The organism is Streptomyces sp. DS1-CR2, from assembly GCF_055760475.1.
Window position 1 is genome coordinate 6,682,500 of sequence record NZ_CM147085.1, and the last position, 19,553, is coordinate 6,702,052.

The window sequence follows — 19,553 nt, forward strand, 5'->3', positions numbered from 1 at the left end:
TTCCACTTCCGGCCCGGATGCCCCGGGCGACTTCGGCGAGAGTCTTCCCGAAAGTGACGGAACCACCTAGGAATTGGGCCCCTCTTAAAGGAAGACCACGCATACCCGTCGCCCACAGGTGGGGCCGCGGGGACAACAAGGGGAAGATGTGCGAGAGCTCGCAAGACGCCATCTGGGGAAAATAATGGCGGGAGCGGCCGTCGCGGCCGCGGCGACCGCCGTGCTGCTGGGGGTGACCCTGCCGGGGGAGGCGGGCGCGGGTGACCAGGCCAAGGCCGGCTCCGCCCAGCAGGACGCGATCCCGAAGGACGGCGTGATGGAGGCCGCTCCGAAGGAGGGCGAGAAGGGCGTCGGCAGGGACCCGCTCACCGACGACGAGATCAAGCGCGCCGAACAGCTCGCCGTCGCGAGCAACGGACTGCGCAGGAGCGCGCGGGACGTCGAGGGCGACCGGGGGCCGCAGCACCTGTCCACGAACCTCAGCGAGGTGGACCCGACGCAGAGCGGCCCGCAGGCGGCCGAGCGCCGCGCCGAGGTCGTCTACTACGACTACAAGGCCGACACGGTCGTGACCAGGACCGTGAACCTCGACAGCGGCAGGGTCGAGAGCACCGACACGGCGCACGGCGTGCAGCCGCCGCCGAGCCCCGGCGAGCTGCGGGAGGCCACCCAGCTCCTCATCGCGGACCCGCTCGGCGCCGGCCTGAAGAAGGACTACAAGGACGCCACCGGCAAGCAGCTCACGGGCACGGACCAGCTGGAGCTGAGCGGCATGGTCTTCCGCAAGCAGACCGTCGCCCACGTCCCGTCCGGCCTCACCGCCTGCGGCGAGCACCGGTGCCTGCGCGTCGTCACCAAGGTCAGGAACGGGCCGTGGATCGACACCCGCGCCCTGGTCGTCGACCTCAGCGCGCGCACCGTCGGCCGCCTCGGCTGAGTCCCTCACGCCCGCCTCTCCTCCTGCTTGAAGGAGTCATTCCGTATGCACGTCCACAGACTTCGGCGCGCCCGCGCCCGGGCCGCCGTCGCCCTCACGTCCCTCGCGCTGCTCGGCACCGCCGTCAGCGCCGCGGGCCCCGCCACCGCCGCCCCGCAGGCGCCCGCCGCCGCGGCCCCGGCCTGCAGCACCGCGTACAAGATCGAGCAGGTCCTCGACGGGGGCACGACCTGGCGCATGTGCTGGCACTACAACACGCTGTCCGGGCTCGTCCTCGACAACGTCAGCTACCAGCCCAAGGACGAGCCCAAGCCGATCGCCGTCCTCACCAGCGCCCGCCTCGCGCAGGTCCATGTCCCCTACGACGACGGTGAGAACGAGTACGACGACGTCACCGGCACCGACTTCGGGTACGCCCTGCAGAACCTGAAGCCCGGCGAGTGCCCCGGCGGCACCATCAAGACCGTCAAGGTGCCCGACCGGGGCAACGTGCAGGGCCTGTGCACCACCACGCGCGCGCGGGGGCACGCGTACCGGCTCAACGACGACGAGAGCACCGGCGGCAGCGGCAAGGTCTACACCGCCCAGGGCAAGGACCTCCTCGTCTACACGGTCAACAAGGCGTCCTGGTACGAGTACATCACCGAGTGGCGGTTCTCCTCGGACGGGACGATCACGTCGAACGTCGGCGCGACCGGCAGCATCTCCCCGTACGACTACAACGGCACGGACGGCAAGGGCTGGCCGATCGGCAAGGGCGCCCGTGCCTATGCCGAGAGCCACGCCCACAACGTGTTCTGGCGGCTCAACTTCGGCCTCGACGGCTCCTCCAAGAGCAAGGTCGAGCAGTACGACTCCAAGGTCACCGCGCCGCGCGGCAGCGGCAGCCCCACCACGAAGACCACCCGCACCCCCGTCACCAAGGAACTCGCCGGTGACGCGAAGGACATGCGCTGGTGGCGGGTCGTCAGCACCGCGGGCAAGAACAAGGACGGCCACCCCAGGTCCTACGAGTTCGTACCCGGCCGCACAGCCAAGTTCCCCGGCCGCTCGTTCACCAAGCACGACGTGTACTTCACCGAGTACAAGAAGTGCGAGCAGTACGCGAGCGACAACCCGGCCGGGCACTGCGCAGGCGCCAGCGTCGACAAGTGGGTCGGCGGGCAGACGCTCACACACCCGGTCACCTGGGTCAACATAGGGTTCCACCACATCGCCCGGGACGAGGACCAGCAGCCGATGCCGGTCCACTGGCAGGGCTTCTCCCTGGCCCCCAGGGACGTGACCGCTATGAATCCGCTCACTCCCGCCGACCTCGCGGACCAGAACGGCGTGCCCAGAAACGGTAGTTGAGAAACTACCCTGCCCATCCGGCTGCACCGCCGACCGCTCCCGGAGTACCCTTCCTTGATCGTTGCTGGGGGAGTGCTCGGGGGAGCGGAAGGCGGTGCGCGGGTGAGCTCGGGTGGGCTGGAGCTGCCCCCTGGTGACGCAGGTCACGAGGGGAGCTCCGTTGACGTCCCGCCCGGAGCGGTGTCCTTGGCACGGCCGATGGACATGGGATCCCAGATCGGACCGGAGTCGGAGTTCGCCTGGGGCGCCGACGCCTGGAGCGAGGTCCGTACGCGCGCGCAGCGGGCCGGCCGCGCCTACATCTGGCTGAACCTCGTCGAACAGCGGCTGCGGGCCGTGGTGGCCGCAGTGCTGCGCCCCATCTACGAACCCGTCCACGGCGACGACTGGGTCGTGGCCGCCGCCGGGCCCGCCGGGCAGGAGTGGGTCCAGCGGGCCGTCGCCGTGCGCGAGGTCAGCCGCCGCAAGGGCTATCTGCTCGACCCGGCCGACGACAACGTCCTCAGCTTCCTCACCCTGCCGCAACTGCGCGAGCTGATGGTGCAGCACTGGCCCTGCTTCGAGCCGTACTTCGACGACCGCCGCGACGTCGAACTCGCCCTCGACGAGCTCGAGGTGACGCGGAACGTCGTCTCGCGCAACCGCGCCCTGTCCGAGGCCGTCCTCGCCCAGGCCGAGCGCGCCTCCGGGCGGCTCCTGGAGATGCTCGGCGCGGGCTCCGACGTGCCGTCCGCCCGCAGGCTCCCCGTCGACGCCGTCGAGGAGCTCGTCGCCGACCGGTACGCCGACGTCGTGGGCGTGCACCCGGACCGGGTGCGGCTTCTTCGCCAGTTCCCGGCCGAGGACATCTTCGGCGGCGCGCGCCGCCTCGACGCCATCGGCATAGGCCTGAACATTCTGGTGCAGAACTTCTCGGGCCGCCGCCTCGTCCGGCTCGCCGAGTCGGGCTGCCGGGTGCGCCTGCTCTTCCTCAACCCCGCCTCCAGTGCTGTCAAGCGCAGGGAGCGCGAGCTGGGCCTCAAGCGCGGCGAGCTGAGCCGCGCCGTCGAGATGAACATCCTGCACATGCGCCGGGTGCGGGCCCGGCTGCGCGACCCGGGCGCGTTCGAGATCCAGGTCTACGACGAGACGCCACGGTTCACCGCGTATCTGGTCGACGGCGACGGGTCGGACGGCGTCGGGGTCGTCCAGTCCTATCTGCGCCGGGCCAGGGGCATGGAGGCACCGGTCCTCGTGCTGCGCGGGCCCGGACGCGTGGTGAAGGCGAACAGTCCCCGCGACGGGGAGGAAGCCGGACTTTTCCCCACGTATCGCGAAGAATTCGAGCTGGCCTGGGCGGACGCCCGGCCCGTGTCCTGACCCCGCCGCACGGCAGGAAGCGGAACGCCCCCGGCCCGTTGTCAGTGCCCCATGTCATCGTGGTGGCCACTGGGGAGACACGGGGACGCACCATGAAGAAGGGGGCCGCGATGGGATGGCACCAGGAGCTGCTGGTCGGCTTCGACCTGGAGACCACGGGGACGGATCCGCGCGAGGCGCGCATCGTCACGGGCGCGGTGATAGAGGTCAAGGACGCGAGGCCGCTGGGGCACCGGCAGTGGCTCGCGGACCCGGGGGTCGAGATCCCCGCCGACGCGGTCGCCGTGCACGGGATCAGCAATGAGAAGGCGGCGTCCGACGGCGAGCCGGCCGACCGGGTCGCGGACTCCATCGCCGAGGCGCTCGTCGGGTACTGGCGCACGGGCGTGCCCGTCGTCGCGTACAACGCCGCGTTCGACCTGACCCTGCTCGCCGCCGAGCTGCGCCGCCACGGCCTGCCGTCGCTGCGGGAGCGGCTCGGTGGAATGGACCCGGCGCCGGTCATCGACCCGTACACGATCGACCGCTCGGTGGACCGCTACCGCAAGGGCAAGCGGAACCTCGAGGCGGTGTGCGCGGAGTACGGCGTGACGCTCGAATCCGCGCACGACGCCTTTGCCGACGCCCTCGCCGCCGCGCGCCTGGCCGCCGCGATAGCCGGCCGCCACCCGAAGGTCGCCTCCCTCGGACCGGCCCGGCTGCACGAATCCCAGATCGAGTGGTACGCGCAGTGGGCGGCAGACTTCCAGTCCTTCCTGCGCCGCAAGGGCGACGCACAGGCAGTGGTCGAGCCGGCGTGGCCGATGCGGGAGCTGACGGGGCCGGGGGTCTGAGTCCGAGCGGGAGTCCCCACGGCAGTGCAGGGGCGGAAGTTCAGGCCCGCGCCCCGAAGGAAGCCGTCAGAACGGGTACCAGCGCACCGTCGGATCCCCGTCCCGCAGGGACGCCACCCTGCGCTCGAACTCCGCGAGCGCCTTGGGGTTGGTCGGCGCGTGCTGGGCGACCCATGCGCAGCTCGCCGTCTCGCGCGCGCCGCGCAGCACGGCGCACCCGTCCCACTCCCGCACGTCCCAGCCGTACGTCCGCGTGAACGCGTCGTACGCGTCGGGGCCGAGCCCGTACCGGTCGCGGGAGAGCGCCATGACGACCAGGTCGTGCTCGCGGAGGTCTGAGGAGAACGTCTCCAGGTCGACGAGGACGGGTCCGTCGGGACCGATGTGCACATTGCGCGGCAGCGCGTCCCCATGGATCGGGCCCGCCGTCAGGTGGGGGACGAGCGCCGCCGCCGCGTCCGCGAAGCCGTCGCGCCGTTCGCGCAGATACGCGGCGTCGGCGGGGTCGATCGCGTCGCCGGCGAGCCGCAGCCACCGCTCGACGCCGCCGAGCAGCTCGCGGCGCGGCAGCGCGAAGGGCGGGGCGGGCAGGGCGTGCACGAGGCGCAGCAGCTCGGCCAGGTCGCGCGGCTCGGCGGGGCGCAGCGCGGACGGAACGCGGTGCCACAGCGTCACCGGGTGACCGTCCACGAGGAGCGGCTCGGGCTCGGCGGCCCGTACGGCCGGTACGCCCTGGCCGGCGAGCCAGCCCGCGACGGCGAGCTCGCGCCGGGCCCGCTCCAGGAGCTCGGGGTCGCGGCCCACCTTGACCACCAGGTCGCCGAGCGCGAACACGGCGTTCTCGCCGAGCGCGAGCAGCTCGGCCTCCGGCCCGCCGCCCTCCGGCCCACCGTCCCGCTGTCCGCCGCCCTGCTGTCCGCCGGGGAGCCCCGCCGCGGCGAGCACCTTCCGCGCCTGCGCCTCGTCCATCACGTGCCTCCCGCCGATCCCTTGGTCCGGGCCCAGTCTCGCACCCGTTTCACATGCGTATACGCCCCGGTCCACGCCGTATCGGACAACGTCGTGCGCACTGGCTTGACGAGTAACGGGTCCCTCAGCACGATGACGGAGGCCGCCGGGGCGGCCGGTGCCCTACCCAGTCGCCCGAAGGAGCCGGACACGTGACATTGGCGACCGCGACGACGCGGACGGGGAAGCGCGCGCCAGGGCCACCGGGCGGTGGGCGCCCGGCGGACCGCGGCGCCGCCTGGTTCCTGGTCCTGCCCGCCCTCATCCCGATCCTCGTGCTCAGCGTCGGGCCCCTCCTCTACGGCATCGCGCTGGCGTTCACCGACTCGCAGGCGGGCCGCACGGCGCCGACCCAGTGGGTGGGTGCGCTCAACTTCCAGGACCTGTTGCACGACACGCTGTTCTGGGACTCGTTCCGGATCGGCCTGCTGTGGGCGGTCGGGGTGACCGTGCCTCAGTTCCTGCTCGCACTCGGGCTCGCGCTCCTGCTCAACCAGAACCTCCGCTTCCGCTGGCTGGCGCGGGCGCTCGCGATCATTCCCTGGGCCATGCCCGAGGTGGTCGTCGGCATCATGTGGCGCCTCGTCTACAACCCGGACGCGGGTATCCTCAACGAGACCATCCGCGACCTCGGCCTCGGTGACGGCCGCGACTGGCTCACCGGCCTTGCGACCGCGTTGCCCGCCGTGATCGTCGTCGGCATCTGGGCGGGCATGCCGCAGACCACCGTCGCCCTGCTCGCCGGGCTCCAGAACACCTCGCCCGAACTCCACGAGGCCGCCGCGCTCGACGGCGCGGGCGCCTGGGGCCGCTTCCGCGCCGTGACCTGGCCCGCGCTCAGGCCGGTCGCGCTCGCCATCACCGCGCTCAACTTCATCTGGAACTTCAACTCGTTCGCCCTGGTCTACGTCCTGACCAACGGCGGCCCGGGCGGCCGGACCCGCCTGCCCATGCTCTTCGCCTACGAAGAGGCCTTCCGCTACGGCCAGTTCGGTTACGCGGCGGCGATGGGCTGCGTGATGGTCGCGGTCATCTCGGTCATCCTCGCCTTCTATCTCGTGGGCCGGCTCAAGGGAGGCGACGAGCAGTGAGCCGTACCCGTACAGGCATCCGGCCGAGCAGGCCGGCGCGCGCGGGCCAGTACCTCGCGCTGCTCGCCTATCTCGTCTTCCTCGCGTTCCCGTTCCTGTGGCTGATCTCCACGGCGTTCAAGCCGCCCCGCGAACTCGCGAGCCTGCACCCCACGTGGATCCCCAAGGACCCCACACTCGCCAACTTCCGCCAGGCCTTCGACGAGCAGCCCCTCCTGAGGGCCGCCGCCAACTCCGTGATCGTCGCGGTCTGCGCGGCCCTGATCGCCGTCGTCATCGCGACCCCGATGGCCTACGTGATGGCCCGCCACCGCTCCCTGCTGTCCCGCGCGGCGACGGGCTGGGTGGTGGTCAGCCAGGCGTTCCCGTTCGTCCTTCTGATCATCCCGCTCTTCCTGATCCTGAAGAACCTGCACCTGATCAACTCGCTGCCCGGCCTGACCATGGTCTACGTCGTGTGGTCGCTGCCCTTCGCGCTGTGGATGCTGGTCGGCTACGTCCGGGCCGTGCCGCCCGAGCTGGAGGAGGCGGCCGCCGTCGACGGAGCCGGAAAGCTGCGCACGCTCGTGTCCGTCACGGCACCGCTCCTCGCGCCTGGCCTGGTGGCGACGTCCCTGTTCGCGTTCATCACCGCGTGGAACGAGTTCTTCTTCGCGCTCGTCCTGATGAAGACCCCGGAGAGGCAGACGCTGCCGGTGATCCTGACGCACTTCCTCGGCGCCGAGGGCGTCGCCGACCTCGGGCCGCTGGCCGCCGCCGCGTTCCTCGCGACCCTGCCCTCACTGGTGATCTTCGCGTTCATCCAGCGCAGACTCACCGGCGGGATGCTGGCCGGGGCGGTGAAGTCATGAGGCGCGTAGGCCGGCTTACCGCCGTCGCCGCGGCCGTGGCCCTGCTGGTCACCGGCTGTTCCTCGGGCGGAACGGCCGACGACGGCAAGGTCACGCTCGAATTCCAGTCCCTCGCCTGGCAGAAGGAGTCCGTCGACGCCAACAAGCAGCTCGTGAAGGAGTGGAACGCGGCGCACCCGGACATCCAGGTCAAGTACGTCCAGGGCAGCTGGGACAGCGTCCACGACCAGCTGCTCACCTCCTTCGAGGGAGGGGAGGCGCCGGACGTCATCCATGACGCCTCGGACGACCTCGCGGACTTCGCGTACGGCGGCTATCTCGCGGACCTGCGGGACCTGCTGCCCGCCCGCCTCAAGTCCGATATCCCACAGCGCAGTTGGGAGACCGCGACCTTCGGTGACGGCGTCTACGGCGTGCCGTTCCTCCAGGAGCCGCGCGTCCTCATCGCCAACGCGAAGATCCTCAAGGCGGCGGGCGTCCGCATCCCGACACCCGCGAAACCCTGGTCCTGGGAGGAGTTCAGGGCCGTCACCAAGAAGCTGAGCGGCGACAAGAAGTTCGGCGTCGCGTGGCCACTGAAGGAGCCCGTCTCGGCGACCCTCAACCTCTCCCTCTCGGCCGGCGGGCGCATGTTCCACCGCGGCGCGGACGGCAAGGTGACGGTCCGCTTCGACGCCGCGGACCAGGTCGTGCCCCGCACGGTCCACGACCAGGTCAACACCGACGGCAGCGCCTCGGGCGCGACGCTCGGCATGGGCGGCTCGGACACGCTTCCCGGTTTCTTCGCGGGCAAGTACGCGATGGTCCCGCTCGGCTTCTCCTATCGGCAGCAGATCGTCCAGCAGGCGCCGAAGGGCTTCGACTGGCAGGTGCTCCCGGCACCCGCGGGACGTGACGGTCTGGCCCAGGGAGTGTCCCCGCAGACCCTGTCCGTCGCCGAGGACAGCCCGCACAAGAAGGAGGCGGCGCAGTTCATCGACTTTCTGCTGCGGCCGCCCAACATGGTGCGCCTCGCGCTCGGCGACTGGATGCTGCCGACCGGCACCGAGGCCCTGAAGGACCCGGCCCTGCGTACGGAGAAGAACGACTGGGCGACCGGCACGGCCCTCGCCGGTGACCTCCGCTCGGCCCCCGCGCAGTCGGTGCGCGGCTACGCGGAGTGGAAGGACAAGGTCGCGACGCCCGCGCTGCAGGAGTACTACAGCGGCTCGATCGGCCTCGGCGAACTGCGCGACCGGCTGGTGAAGGACGGGAGTCTGGTGCTCGCGAGGTATCAGAGGTAGGGCGGGACACCAGAAGGGTCACATGTCGAGGACGAGGCGTGGGCCCCGGCAGCGCGAGACGCAGATCATCAGCGTCTCGCCCGCCGCCCGCTCCTCGGTGGTGAGCACGGAGTCCCGGTGGTCCGCCGTACCCTCCACGATGTCGGTCTCGCAGGTCCCGCAGGTGCCTTCCGCGCAGGAGTACAGCACCTCGATCCCCGCCTCCCGCACCGTGTGCAGGATGCTGCGGCCGGGCGGCACGGTCAGGGTGCGCCCGGAGCGCCGCAGCTCCACCTCGAAGGCGTGGTCCGCGCCGTCGGCGCCGTCCGGTCCGTCCTGCGCAGGACGGAAACGCTCGGTGTGCGCGGCGCCCCGGGCCTCGACGGCGTCGAGGAGCGGTCCCGGGCCGCAGCAGTAGACCAGGGTGCCGTCGCCGCCCGTGTCCTGCGGGCCGAGATACCCGTCGAGGTCGAGGAGCCCTGTCTCGTCCTCCGGCGCGACGCGTACCTTCGCGCCGTAGGCGGAGAGTTGACCGAGGAACGCCATCGAGTCGCGCGACCGCCCGCCGTACAGCAGGCTCCACTCGGCGCCCGCCGCCTCGGCGGCGGCCACCATCGGAAGGATCGGGGTGATCCCGATGCCGCCTGCCACGAAGCGGTAGGCCGGTGCCTCACGGAGCGGGAAGTGGTTGCGCGGTCCCCGGACGCGGACGACCGCGCCCGGGGTGAGCTTCTCGTGCACGTAGGCCGATCCGCCGCGTCCGCACGGTTCGTGGAGGACCGCGACGGTCCAGGCGGTGCGATCGGCGGGGTCGCCGCACAGCGAGTACGGGCGGACCAGGTCGTCCGTGAGGACCAGGTCCACGTGGGCACCCGGCTCCCAGGCAGGCAGCGGGTCCGCCTCTGGGTGACGGAGCGTCAAGGAGACGACGCCGGTGGCCTCTTCGGTGCGTGCGGCGACGACGAGGTCGGTTTCGTAGGGCGGGGTCACCGGTCGTCCTCCGGGTGATCGGGGTGGGACAGCATCCACTGCCACATCACTACGGGGTCCTGCGTGTCGTGCTCGGCCCCGCAGTGGCAGATGCCGTGCAGTTCGTCGGTGCCGGGGACCCAGTCGACGCGGTACACCTCGGCGGTGGGCGGGCGGCTCATCGCGCGACGGTGTCGGGGGTCTTGGACCGGTCGCCCGCGGCGGCAAGGCGCGCCAGGATCCGGCGGGCGGCGAGGCCGCCCGTGTCGATGTTGATGCTGAGTTCCTGGTAGCCGGCGGGCTCGGTGTCCAGGGTCTTCTGGAGCAGGTTCAGCGCGTTCACGTCCTGCATGACGACCTCGTGGTTGAAGTCGCGCAGGAACGTGGACATCTCCTCGTCGCCGTGGCCGAAGTCGCGGGAGACGGCCCAGAAGTCGTAGACCTGGTTCTGCGTGGACGGTGTGATCGCGTAGGTGATCTCCACGTGGAAGGCGTCCGGGTCGGTGCCGTCCGGATGCGGCAGGACGCCCTGGGGGGCGATGCGGCTGTGCAGCAGGTACAGGCAGGGAGCGTGGTATTCGATGTCCTGCCAGCGGGTGATGCGGCCCTTGATGCCGGTGGAGTTCGCGTAGAACGGCGGACACTCGGCGTCGTCCATGTGCCGGCTGACGCGGACGATGCCGGCGCCCTCGTCGACCTCGGTCGTCATGGGGGTGTCGGCGACCTCGGGCGTGCCGATGTAGCCGCCGTGCAGATACGTCTCGTGGGACAGGTCCATCAGGTTGTCGACCAGCAGGACGTAGTCGGCGTCGATGGGCTCCATGCCGCCGACCGTCGTCCAGCGCGCGGAGTCGGACAGGTGCGGGGCCCGCGGGATCGTCGTCCGGTCGGCCAGCGCCGGGTCGCCGATCCACACCCACACGAAGGAGTCCAGCTCGGCCACGGGGTACGAACTCACCCTGGCGGTACGGGGGATGCGCTTTTGTCCGGGGACGTACACGCAGGTGCCGGTCGTGTCGTAGGTGAAGCCGTGGTAGCCGCAGACCACCTTGTCGCCGTCGAGCCGGCTCTGCGAGAGCGGGAAGCGGCGGTGCACGCAGCGGTCGGCCAGGGCGACGACCTCACCTGTGTCCTCGGTCCGGTAGAAGGCGATCGGCTCGCCGAGGACGGTGCGGGCGAGGAGGTCCCGTCCGACCTCCGTCCCGTACGCCGCTACATACCACTGGTTCCGTGCGAACTCGGACATGGCACTCCCGTCCCTGAAGGGCGAAGCGGCTCTGCTTCGCCGTGCCGTGGTGTGCCACCAGCGTCGTGACGGGAACCAGGCCCCGGCAACGGCTCTTCCGCCGGGCGGAAGCCGGAGAATGTCGGAGGTTCCTAATCATTGACCTCCGCAATTATTGAGCTCTACATTCCACGCAATCGCGGGCACTCCCCGGTGGCACCCGCACTCCCTCCGGACCCCCTCAGGACTCCCGCACTCCCTCGGAACTCCCCTCAGATCGGAGCGCCTCATCGTGCCCGTACCCCTGCCCCGTACCCTCGCCGCGCTCGGCGCCGCACTGGTTCTCACCCTCACGGCCCCGGTCGCCGCCGAGGCGGACACCGCGCCGGCCGCCCGCCACCTGACCGGAACCCTGGCCGACGGCGCGACCTGGATCGCGGACGTCCCCGACCAGTGGAACGGCACCCTCGTCCTCTTCTCCCACGGCTTCGGGCCGACCGTCGCCCAGAACGCGCCCACCCCCGCGGTGCGCGCCCAACTCCTCGCCGAGGGTTACGCGTTGGCGGGATCCTCCTACGATCCGCACGGCTCCGACTGGGCCCTCGAGAGTGCCGAGCGCGACCAGTTCGCCACGCTCGACGCGTTCGCCGCCGCGGTGGCCCGCCCGGCGCGCACACTCTCCGTGGGCCAGTCGATGGGCGGCCTGGTCAACGCCCAGATCGCCCGCGACGGGGCCGGCCGCGTCGACGCGGCGCTCGGCATGTGCGGCCTGGTCGCCGGCGGCACGGACCTCGACACCTATCAGCTCAACGCGGAGTACACCCTCGCCAGGCTGCTGCTGCCGGGGCAGGAGGTCCAGCTCACCGGATTCGCCGACGCCGCCGCGGCCTCCGCCACCGCCGACCGGCTCACCGCTGCCGTCAAGGCCGCGCAGGGCACGGCGCAGGGCCGGGCGCGCATCGCGCTCGCCGCCGCCTATCTCAACCTGCCCGCCTGGTCGTCCGGCGCGAAGCCCCCGGCGCCGCACGACGCGGCGGCGCAGGAGGAGCAGCAGTACGCATGGCTGGCCCAGGGCCTGCTGACGTTCATCGAGGGCGGCCGGTACGCGATGGAGCAGTCGGTGGGCGGCAACAACTCGGGGAACGCCGGCACCGACTACACGGCCCTGTTGACCCGTTCCGAACACGCCCCGCAGGTACGGGAGTTGTACCGCGCCGCGGGACTCGATCTGCGCGCCGACCTCGCTGTGCTCGCCGCAGGGCCGAGGACCGTGGCCGATCCGGACGCGGTGGCCGCCGCGCGGCGCACCTCGTCGGCCGGGCAGGGCCTCGGCGTACCGCTGCTCGATGTGCACACCGTCGCCGACAACCTCGTACCCGTGGAGCAGGAGGACGCGTTCGCGGACCGGGTGCGGGCGGCCGGGGACGGGAGCCTGCTGCGGCAGGCATACGTCGCACGCCCCGGGCACTGCACCTTCACCACCGCCGAGACCGTCGCCGCGGTGCACGCCATCGACCGCAGGGCCGCCCTCGGGCGCTGGGACGGCGCCGAGCGGCCCGCGGCCCTGCAGCGCGCGGCGCTCGGCCTGCGCCTCGGGGACGCCGCGTATGTCCCGTACCGGCCGGGCGAGCTGAACGGCGCGGCCCGCTCCCACTGAACCGTTCCCCCGTTCCTCCTTTCCCTCGTCCCCCGAACCCTCGACCCAGGGATGTCCCATGCCCGTACGAAGAATCACCGGCCGCTTCACCGCCGGAACCCTGATCGCCGGATGTCTCGCGGTCTGCCTCGCCCAGATCGGCATCGCCCTTCCGGCCACCCTCAACGGCCTCTTCCAGGAGCATCTGCACCCGGTGGGCTCCCAGCTGACCTGGATATCCGATGCGTTCCTGCTCCCCGTCACCGTCCTGGAACTGACCTTCGGCGTCCTCGGTGACCTCTTCGGACGCAAGCGGCTGCTCGTCGGCGGCGCTGTGCTCCTCGGCATCGGCGAGACGGTGGCCGCCGCCAGTACGGGGGTTCATCAGCTCTGGGCGGGACAGGCGCTCGCCGGACTCGGCGCGGCCGCGCTGTTCCCCACTTCGCTCGCGATGATCGCCGCGGGCAGCACCTCCACGGCGGGCCGGACTCGCGCCATCGCCCTGTGGGCGTCCAGCCTGTCCGCGGGCGGCTTCCTCGCCCCGCTGCTCGGGGGCATCACCGGGAACTACGGCTCCTGGCGCTGGGCCTTCGTCGTGGTGACGGCCATCGCGGCGGTGAGCGCCCTCACCAGCCTCCTGCTCGCCCGCGACTCCAGTGCTCCCGAGGGCCGTTCGCTGGACATCGGCGGCCAGATCACCATCGGCGTGGGAGCGTTCGCGCTGCTCTACGGGGTCATCCAGGGCCCGACGGACGGCTGGGGCTCCGCGGCCGTGATCACCGCCTTCCTCGTCGCCGCCGTCTTCCTCGGTCTGTTCGTCGTCGCCGAACTGCGGGCCCGTTCACCGCTGTTGCGCCTCGACCTGTTCGCCGACCGCTCGTTCGCGGTGGCCTCGGTCGTCGCCGTGGTGGGCATGTTCGCCTTCCTCGGCACCGCGTACGGGGCCAGCATCCGGCTCGGCCCGATCCAGCACCAGAGCCCGCTGCGCACCGCGTTCGCCTTCCTGCTCCTCAACGGCATCACCCCGTTCCTCACCCCGCTGACCACGCGACTGCTCACCCGGGTGGCGCCGCGCCTGCTGCTCGGCGGCGGCCTTGCACTGATGGCCGCGGGCGACTTCGTGGCCGCCTCGCTGCGGGTGACCGACCGGGCCCTGCCCTCGCTGATCCTGCCGCTCGGCCTGGTCGGCGTCGGCTTCGCCTTCACCGTCTCCTCCATCACGGCGACCGCCGTCAACGCGGCCCCCACCCACCTCGCGGGCATGGCCAGCGCCTCGACGAACCTGCTGCGCGACTTCGGCTTCACGCTCGGCCCCGCGGTCATCGGAGCGGTGGCACTCAGCCAGGCGGCGTCCCGCCTCGACGGCGCGATCGGTACGTCGGATCTGGCGCCGGGCGCCAAGGCGGCGGCCGGGGAGGTCCTCGCCGAGGGCGGGACGCTCGCCCTGAACTCCGTACCGGCCGGTTCCCCTCCCGGGGCGGCCGGACCCTACGCCCTTGAGGCGCTGGGCCACGGCTATGCGATCGGGTTCGTGGTCTGCGGGGCGGCCGCCGCACTGGCGGCGCTGCTTGTGCTCGTCGCACTGCGCCCCGGGAAGGGAACGGCGAAGGGGCAGGGCGCAGCACAGGAGGCTGACCGATCTCCCGCCGTCGAGGCTCTGCCCGACTCCGGCGCGGTCTCTTCCTGACTCCCTACGGCCGCCAGCCCAGGGCGCGCGAGATGCCGCGCCCCGCGAGCCGTACGGCCGGGACCAGCGAGTGCGGCTGTGTCCCGGCCGAGGGGACCACGAGCGAGACCGCGGCCACGACGTCGCCCCGCGGCCCGCGTACGGGCGCGGCCACCGAGACCGCGTCGTCCGTGATCTGGCGGTCGGCCACCGCGCAGCCGGTACGCCGCACCTCGGCCAGGACGCGGCGCAGCCGGACGGGGTCGGACACGGTGTGCGGGGTGAAGGCGGCGAGCGGACGCCCGCAGACCTGGTCCTGGAAGGCCCTGGCGCTGTGGGCGAGGAGGACGAGTCCGACGCCCGTCGCGTGCAGCGGCCAGCGCGCCCCGACGCGGCTGCGCACGCCGACCGCGTGGCGGCCGGACAGCCGCTCGATGTAGACGACGTCGAGGCCGTCGCGCACCGCGAGATGCACGTTCTCGTGGGTCGACTCGTAGAGGTCCTCGAGGAAGGGCAGCGCGGCCTCACGCAGGGCGGGGCCGCGCGGCGCCAGCGCCGCCAGTTCCCAGATCCGCAGCCCTATGTGGTAGCTGCCCGCCGCGTCGCGTTCGAGGGCGCCCCACGCGGTGAGCTCGCCCACCAGGCGGTGGGCGGTGGCCAGCGGCAGCCCGGCCCGGCGGCCGATCTCGGTGAGGGACAGCGCGGGTCTGCGGTGGTCGAACGCGCCGAGCACCGCAAGGAGCCGCTCCGCCGCGGAACGGCTGCGCGCGGCGCCCGCGGAGTTCTGCGAGGGCTCTGTCATGTCCGCCGGGTCAGCCCCGGTCCGCTTCCGCGACCCGCGCCAACAGGGCCTGCAACATGGCCTGTTCGCCGGAGTCGAGGGGGGCGAGCAGTTCGTCGGTGACGCGCCGGCTGCCCTTGTCGGTGTCGCGCAGGACGTCCTTGCCCCGGTCCGTGAGAGCGACGATGCGGCTGCGCCGGTCGCCCGGCGCGGGTCCCCGCTCCACCAGGCCGAGGTCCTGCAGATCGTCCACGAGGCTCACGATGGCGCTCGGGTCGTAGCCCAGCCGGTTGCTCAGCTCGCGCTGCAGGGCGCCCTCCACGGTGGCGAGGTAGCGCAGCAGCGCGTAGTGCCGCAGCCGCAGACCGAACTCTTCGAGAGTGGCGTTGAACAGCCGGCCCGAGTGCAGCCCGAGCCGGTAGAGGAGATAGCCGGTGTCGGCGTGCAGCGCGCGCATCCAGGGCGCCTCTTCGTCAGTGATGTCGGGCTCCGGGGTAGGTCCGTGCGGGCACGGGGGGTGCGGGAGGTCGGCTCCAGCATGAAGGACTTAAAGGCTTACGGCAACTATTGACGACAACAATGATTGGTCATAGCGTCCTTCTTGTCGGCCGGTACGGATTGAGCGGATCGGATCTCCTCGGCCGCCTTCTCCCCTCCACGTACCTGTTCACGCCATCGGAAGGGCACAGCCGCAATGTCTGACGTGTCATCAGCACCATTGACCTCCCTCGACGGAAAGGTCGCCGTCGTCACCGGCAGTGGCCGCGGACTCGGTCTCGCCTACGCCACCGCCCTCGCCGCGGCCGGGGCCAGCGTCGTCGTCAACGACATCGACGCGGACGTCGCCGGGCAGGCCGTCAAGACGATCACCGCGGCCGGCGGCCGGGCCGTCGCCGAGGTCGTCCCCGTGGGCACCACCGAGGCCGCCGAGCGCCTGGTCGGCCGGGCCGTCTCGGAGTTCGGGCGGCTGGACGTCATGGTCACCAACGCCGGAATCCTGCGCGACAGGGTGCTGTGGAAGATGACCGACGACGACTTCGACGCCGTCGTCACCACCCATCTCAGGGGCACCTTCACCTGCGCACGGGCGGCCGCCGTACGCATGCGCGAACAGGGCGAGGGCGGCAGCCTGGTGCTCGTCGCCTCCCCGGCGGGCCAGCGCGGCAACTTCGGGCAGACCAACTACGCGGCGGCCAAGGCCGGGATCGCGGCGATGGTGCGCACCTGGTCCATGGAGCTGGCCCGCGCGGGCATCACCGTGAACGCCGTCGTGCCGGTCGCCGCGACCGCGATGACCGAGACCATCCCCGCCTTCGCCCCGTACGTCGACGCCCTGCGCGGCGGCGAACCGCTGCCCGGGTTCCTGCGCAGGGGCGAGGGCTTCGGCACGCCGGAGGACTGCGCCGCGCTCGTGCCCTTCCTCGCCTCCGAAGCGGCCCGGGACGTCACGGGCCAGTGCATCGGCATCGGCGGCGACAAGCTCGCCCTGTGGTCGCACCCGCAGGAGGTGTCCGTCGCCTACGCGGACGGCGGCTGGAGCCCGCGGACCATCGCCGAGACCTGGCACACGTCGGTCGGGCGCGAGCCGCAGACCGTCGGGATCCCCGCGCCACGCCTCCCCGAGGCTCCCGAGGGCGTGATCCCGGCATGAGTGGCATCGACGTGGCGGCACTCACCGCGATCGACGTCCACACGCACGCCGAGGTGTCGTCCAAGGGGCGGGCCTCGCTCGACGACGAGCTGCACGCCGCGTCCAGCACCTACTTCAAGGTCGAGGGGAACCGGAAGCCCACCCTCGAGGAGACCGCCGCCTACTACCGCGAGCGGCGGATGGCCGCCGTGATCTTCACCGTCGACGCCGAGTCCGCCACCGGCACCGAGCCCGTCCCCAACGAGGAGGTCGCCGAGGCCGCGCACGCCAACCCCGACGTGCTGATCCCCTTCGCGAGCATCGACCCCTTCCGGGGCCGCGCCGGGATCCGCCAGGCCCGGCGCCTGGTCGAGGAGTACGGGGTGCGCGGCTTCAAGTTCCACCCCAGCATCCAAGGCTTCTTCCCCAACGACCGTATGGCGTACGGCCTTTACGAGGTGATCGAGGAGACGGGCGCCGTCGCGCTCTTCCACACCGGCCAGACCGGCATCGGCGCGGGCGTGCCCGGCGGGGGCGGCATCCGCCTCAAGTACTCCAACCCGATGCATGTGGACGACGTCGCCGCCGACTTTCCCCATCTGAAGATCATCCTCGCGCACCCGTCGTTCCCCTGGCAGGACGAGGCGCTCGCCGTGGCCACCCACAAGCCTGGGGTGCACATCGACCTCTCGGGCTGGTCGCCGAAGTACTTCCCGCAGCAGCTGGTCCAGTACGCCAACACCCTGCTGAAGGACAAGGTCCTTTTCGGCTCGGACTATCCCGTCCTCACTCCCGACCGCTGGCTCGCCGACTTCGCGAAGCTGCCGATCAAGGACGAGGTCAGACCGAAGATCCTCAAGGAGAACGCCGCCCGGCTGCTCGGGCTGACGAAACCGTAAAGGGGCCGGACATGCGCAACGAGGGACTGGGGTCGTGGCCCGCACGCCGGGCCCGCAAGACCCCGCACCGCACCGCACTGATCCACGGCGACACCACCGTCACCTACGCCGCACTGCACGAGCGCACCACCCGGCTCGCCCACGCCCTGCGGGCGCTCGGCGTCCGGCGCGGCGACCGGGTCGCCTACCTCGGCCCCAACCACCCCTCGTTCCTGGAGGCACTGTTCGCCGCCGGCCTCCTCGGCGCGGTCTTCGTGCCGCTCAACACCCGGCTGGCCGAGCCCGAACTCGCCTTCCAGATAAGGGACTCCGGTGCCACGGTGCTGCTGCACTCCGCCGCGCGGGGCGGTGACCTGCCGGGCGTCCGTACCGCCGTCGAGGCGGACGGACCGGCGTACGAGGAACTGCTGGCCGCCGCCCCGGTCCTCGCCATCGACGAGCAGGTCGGCCCCGACGACGTAGGCATCATCATGTACACCTCCGGGACGACGGGTCGTCCCAAGGGCGCCATGCTCACGCACGGGAACCTCACCTGGAACGCCGTCAACGTCCTGGTCGACCAGGACCTGATCGCCGACGAGGTCGCGCTCGTGGCGGCGCCGCTCTTCCACACCGCCGGCCTGAACATGCTCACCCTGCCGGTGCTGCTCAAGGGCGGGTGCTGTGTCCTGGTGGGCTCGTTCGACGCGGCGGCGGCCCTGGAACTCGTCGAGCGCCACCGGGTCACCTTCATGTTCGGCGTCCCGACGATGTTCGACCAGCTCACACGACAACCGGGCTGGCCGGACGCCGACCTGTCGTCGCTGCGGATGCTCAGCTGCGGCGGCTCGCCCGTCCCGACCCCGCTCATCGCGGCCTACCAGGACCGCGGACTCACCTTCCTGCAGGGCTACGGGATGACCGAGGCGTCGCCCGGCACCCTCTTCCTCGACGCCGAGCACGCCGTCAGCAAGGCGGGCACGGCGGGCGTGCCGCACTTCTTCAGCGACGTACGCGTGGCGCGCCCCGATCTCGTGCCGGTGGAGCCGGGCGAGACGGGCGAGGTCCTGGTGCGCGGGCCCCATGTCATGCCCGGCTACTGGGGTCTGCCCGACGAGAGCGCCGCCGCGTTCGCCGACGGCTGGTTCCGGACGGGGGACGCCGCACGGATCGACGCGGACGGCTACGTCACCATCGTCGACCGCTTCAAGGACATGATCATTTCGGGAGGCGAGAACATCTACCCCGCCGAGGTCGAGGACGCCCTGCTCGCCCACGCCGACATCGCCGAGTGCGCGGTCATCGGCGTACCCGACGAGAAGTGGGGTGAGGTCGGCAGGGCGGTCCTCGTCGCCCGCGAAGGCCGCGCGCCCGACCCGCGCGAGGTCCTCGCGTCGCTGTCCGGGCGCCTGGCCCCCTACAAGATCCCCAAGTCGGCCGTCGTCGTGGACGCCCTGCCCCGCACCGCGTCGGGAAAGCTCGTCAAGGCCGACGTCCGCTGCCTGCACGGCACTTCGTGACCACCGAACTCATCAGCACACATCGAAGGAGCCCCTCATGGGCATCACCGTCAACGGCCTGGACGAACTGAAGAAGCTCGCCGGAAGCGACCTGGGTTCCAGTGAATGGACCGACGTCACACAGGAGCGGATCGGCACCTTCGCCGACGCCACCGACGACCACCAGTGGATCCACACGGACCCCGAGCGCGCCAAGGAAGGCCCCTTCGGCGCGCCCATCGCGCACGGATATCTGACGCTCTCCCTCTTCATCCCGATGTTCACCGAGCTCCTGGACGTCGAAGGAGTCACCACCAAGGTCAACTACGGCCTGAACAAGGTCCGATTCCCCGCCCCCGTGCCGGCGGGCTCCCGCATCCGCCTGACCGCGCGCCTCGCCGGGGTCGAGGACGTGCCGGGCGGCGTGCAGATCACGGTCGACGGCACCGTCGAGATCGAGGGAGCGGCCAAGCCGGCATGCGTCCTGCAGAGCGTCTCCCGGTTCTACGCGTAGGTGTAGCGCCGACGTCGTACGCGTAAGGCTTCGCGCGTAGTCCTGACGCACAGGTCCCGGC

General features: G+C 71.6%; 19 protein-coding genes. 13 read left to right on the forward strand and 6 right to left on the reverse strand.

Going from position 1 to position 19,553, the window contains the following annotated elements; translation table 11 throughout:
- The first annotated feature begins 184 nt into the window (after window positions 1-184).
- The 4 genes from ACY0PA_RS31535 (at window position 185) to ACY0PA_RS31550 (ending at window position 4,482) form a co-directional block, all read left to right on the forward strand.
- A complete protein-coding gene (locus ACY0PA_RS31535; protein WP_473080883.1) occupies window positions 185-937 on the forward strand; it encodes a Tat pathway signal sequence domain protein in 753 nt (250 codons plus the stop codon).
- 45 nt (window positions 938-982) lie between these two features.
- A complete protein-coding gene (locus ACY0PA_RS31540) occupies window positions 983-2,290 on the forward strand; it encodes a copper amine oxidase (protein WP_473080884.1) in 1,308 nt (435 codons plus the stop codon).
- Window positions 2,291-2,392: 102 nt separating this feature from the next.
- Window positions 2,393-3,649 (forward strand): SAV2148 family HEPN domain-containing protein, encoded by a 1,257-nt coding sequence (locus tag ACY0PA_RS31545; RefSeq protein WP_473080885.1) that lies wholly within the window; start codon window positions 2,393-2,395, stop codon window positions 3,647-3,649.
- A gap of 110 nt (window positions 3,650-3,759) precedes the next feature.
- A complete protein-coding gene (locus ACY0PA_RS31550) occupies window positions 3,760-4,482 on the forward strand; it encodes an exonuclease domain-containing protein (RefSeq protein ID WP_473080886.1) in 723 nt (240 codons plus the stop codon).
- Window positions 4,483-4,548: 66 nt separating this feature from the next.
- Here ACY0PA_RS31550 and ACY0PA_RS31555 read toward each other — a convergent pair whose 3' ends face one another.
- The gene (locus tag ACY0PA_RS31555; protein ID WP_473080887.1) at window positions 4,549-5,451 is read right to left on the reverse strand and encodes a phosphotransferase enzyme family protein; all 903 of its coding nucleotides are present in this window, start codon (window positions 5,449-5,451) and stop codon (window positions 4,549-4,551) included.
- Between the two features lie 191 nt (window positions 5,452-5,642).
- Between ACY0PA_RS31555 and ACY0PA_RS31560 the strand changes: the two genes are divergently transcribed.
- Genes ACY0PA_RS31560 through ACY0PA_RS31570 form a run of 3 tightly spaced genes read left to right on the forward strand, consistent with a single transcriptional unit; the run spans window position 5,643 to window position 8,715 of the window.
- Window positions 5,643-6,581 carry a carbohydrate ABC transporter permease gene (locus tag ACY0PA_RS31560; RefSeq protein ID WP_199841621.1) on the forward strand — a complete coding sequence of 313 codons (939 nt, stop codon included), beginning with the start codon at window positions 5,643-5,645 and terminating at the stop codon, window positions 6,579-6,581.
- Between the two features lie 17 nt (window positions 6,582-6,598).
- The gene (locus ACY0PA_RS31565; protein WP_473086487.1) at window positions 6,599-7,432 is read left to right on the forward strand and encodes a carbohydrate ABC transporter permease; all 834 of its coding nucleotides are present in this window, start codon (window positions 6,599-6,601) and stop codon (window positions 7,430-7,432) included.
- On the forward strand, window positions 7,429-8,715 hold the full coding sequence (locus ACY0PA_RS31570) for an ABC transporter substrate-binding protein (RefSeq protein ID WP_473080888.1): 1,287 nt from the start codon (window positions 7,429-7,431) through the stop codon (window positions 8,713-8,715). Before ACY0PA_RS31565 ends, ACY0PA_RS31570 begins: the two co-directional genes overlap by 4 nt.
- Window positions 8,716-8,733: 18 nt before the next feature.
- On the opposite strand, the gene ACY0PA_RS31575 is transcribed toward ACY0PA_RS31570, so the two are convergent.
- The 3 genes from ACY0PA_RS31575 to ACY0PA_RS31585 are packed head-to-tail and all read right to left on the reverse strand — an operon-like array spanning window position 8,734 to window position 10,909.
- Window positions 8,734-9,684, reverse strand: coding sequence for a PDR/VanB family oxidoreductase (locus tag ACY0PA_RS31575; protein WP_473080889.1), 951 nt, complete (start codon window positions 9,682-9,684; stop codon window positions 8,734-8,736).
- The gene (locus tag ACY0PA_RS31580; protein ID WP_473080890.1) at window positions 9,681-9,845 is read right to left on the reverse strand and encodes a hypothetical protein; all 165 of its coding nucleotides are present in this window, start codon (window positions 9,843-9,845) and stop codon (window positions 9,681-9,683) included. The genes ACY0PA_RS31575 and ACY0PA_RS31580 overlap by 4 nt, the downstream gene beginning before the upstream one ends.
- Window positions 9,842-10,909, reverse strand: coding sequence for a Rieske 2Fe-2S domain-containing protein (locus ACY0PA_RS31585; protein WP_473080891.1), 1,068 nt, complete (start codon window positions 10,907-10,909; stop codon window positions 9,842-9,844). The genes ACY0PA_RS31580 and ACY0PA_RS31585 overlap by 4 nt, the downstream gene beginning before the upstream one ends.
- Before the next feature lie 271 nt (window positions 10,910-11,180).
- On the opposite strand from ACY0PA_RS31585, the gene ACY0PA_RS31590 reads away from it, so the two are divergent.
- Window positions 11,181-12,545 carry an alpha/beta hydrolase gene (locus ACY0PA_RS31590; RefSeq protein WP_473080892.1) on the forward strand — a complete coding sequence of 455 codons (1,365 nt, stop codon included), beginning with the start codon at window positions 11,181-11,183 and terminating at the stop codon, window positions 12,543-12,545.
- Between the two features lie 58 nt (window positions 12,546-12,603).
- Window positions 12,604-14,211 (forward strand): MFS transporter, encoded by a 1,608-nt coding sequence (locus ACY0PA_RS31595; RefSeq protein ID WP_473080893.1) that lies wholly within the window; start codon window positions 12,604-12,606, stop codon window positions 14,209-14,211.
- Window positions 14,212-14,215: 4 nt separating this feature from the next.
- On the opposite strand, the gene ACY0PA_RS31600 is transcribed toward ACY0PA_RS31595, so the two are convergent.
- Together ACY0PA_RS31600 and ACY0PA_RS31605 are read right to left on the reverse strand one after the other, a co-directional pair.
- The gene (locus ACY0PA_RS31600) at window positions 14,216-14,992 is read right to left on the reverse strand and encodes an IclR family transcriptional regulator (RefSeq protein WP_473080894.1); all 777 of its coding nucleotides are present in this window, start codon (window positions 14,990-14,992) and stop codon (window positions 14,216-14,218) included.
- A gap of 10 nt (window positions 14,993-15,002) precedes the next feature.
- Window positions 15,003-15,428, reverse strand: a complete 426-nt coding sequence (locus tag ACY0PA_RS31605) for a MarR family winged helix-turn-helix transcriptional regulator (protein WP_473080895.1) — start codon at window positions 15,426-15,428, stop codon at window positions 15,003-15,005.
- A gap of 246 nt (window positions 15,429-15,674) precedes the next feature.
- Here ACY0PA_RS31605 and ACY0PA_RS31610 point away from each other — a divergent pair, with 246 nt between their 5' ends.
- Genes ACY0PA_RS31610 through ACY0PA_RS31625 form a run of 4 tightly spaced genes read left to right on the forward strand, consistent with a single transcriptional unit; the run spans window position 15,675 to window position 19,492 of the window.
- Window positions 15,675-16,622 (forward strand): SDR family NAD(P)-dependent oxidoreductase, encoded by a 948-nt coding sequence (locus ACY0PA_RS31610; protein WP_473080896.1) that lies wholly within the window; start codon window positions 15,675-15,677, stop codon window positions 16,620-16,622.
- A complete protein-coding gene (locus tag ACY0PA_RS31615) occupies window positions 16,619-17,500 on the forward strand; it encodes an amidohydrolase family protein (protein ID WP_473080897.1) in 882 nt (293 codons plus the stop codon). Before ACY0PA_RS31610 ends, ACY0PA_RS31615 begins: the two co-directional genes overlap by 4 nt.
- Before the next feature lie 11 nt (window positions 17,501-17,511).
- A complete protein-coding gene (locus ACY0PA_RS31620; protein WP_473080898.1) occupies window positions 17,512-18,999 on the forward strand; it encodes an acyl-CoA synthetase in 1,488 nt (495 codons plus the stop codon).
- A gap of 37 nt (window positions 19,000-19,036) precedes the next feature.
- Window positions 19,037-19,492: a MaoC family dehydratase gene (locus ACY0PA_RS31625; RefSeq protein ID WP_473080899.1), complete on the forward strand. Its 456-nt coding sequence runs from the start codon at window positions 19,037-19,039 to the stop codon at window positions 19,490-19,492.
- The last annotated feature ends 61 nt before the right edge of the window (window positions 19,493-19,553 follow it).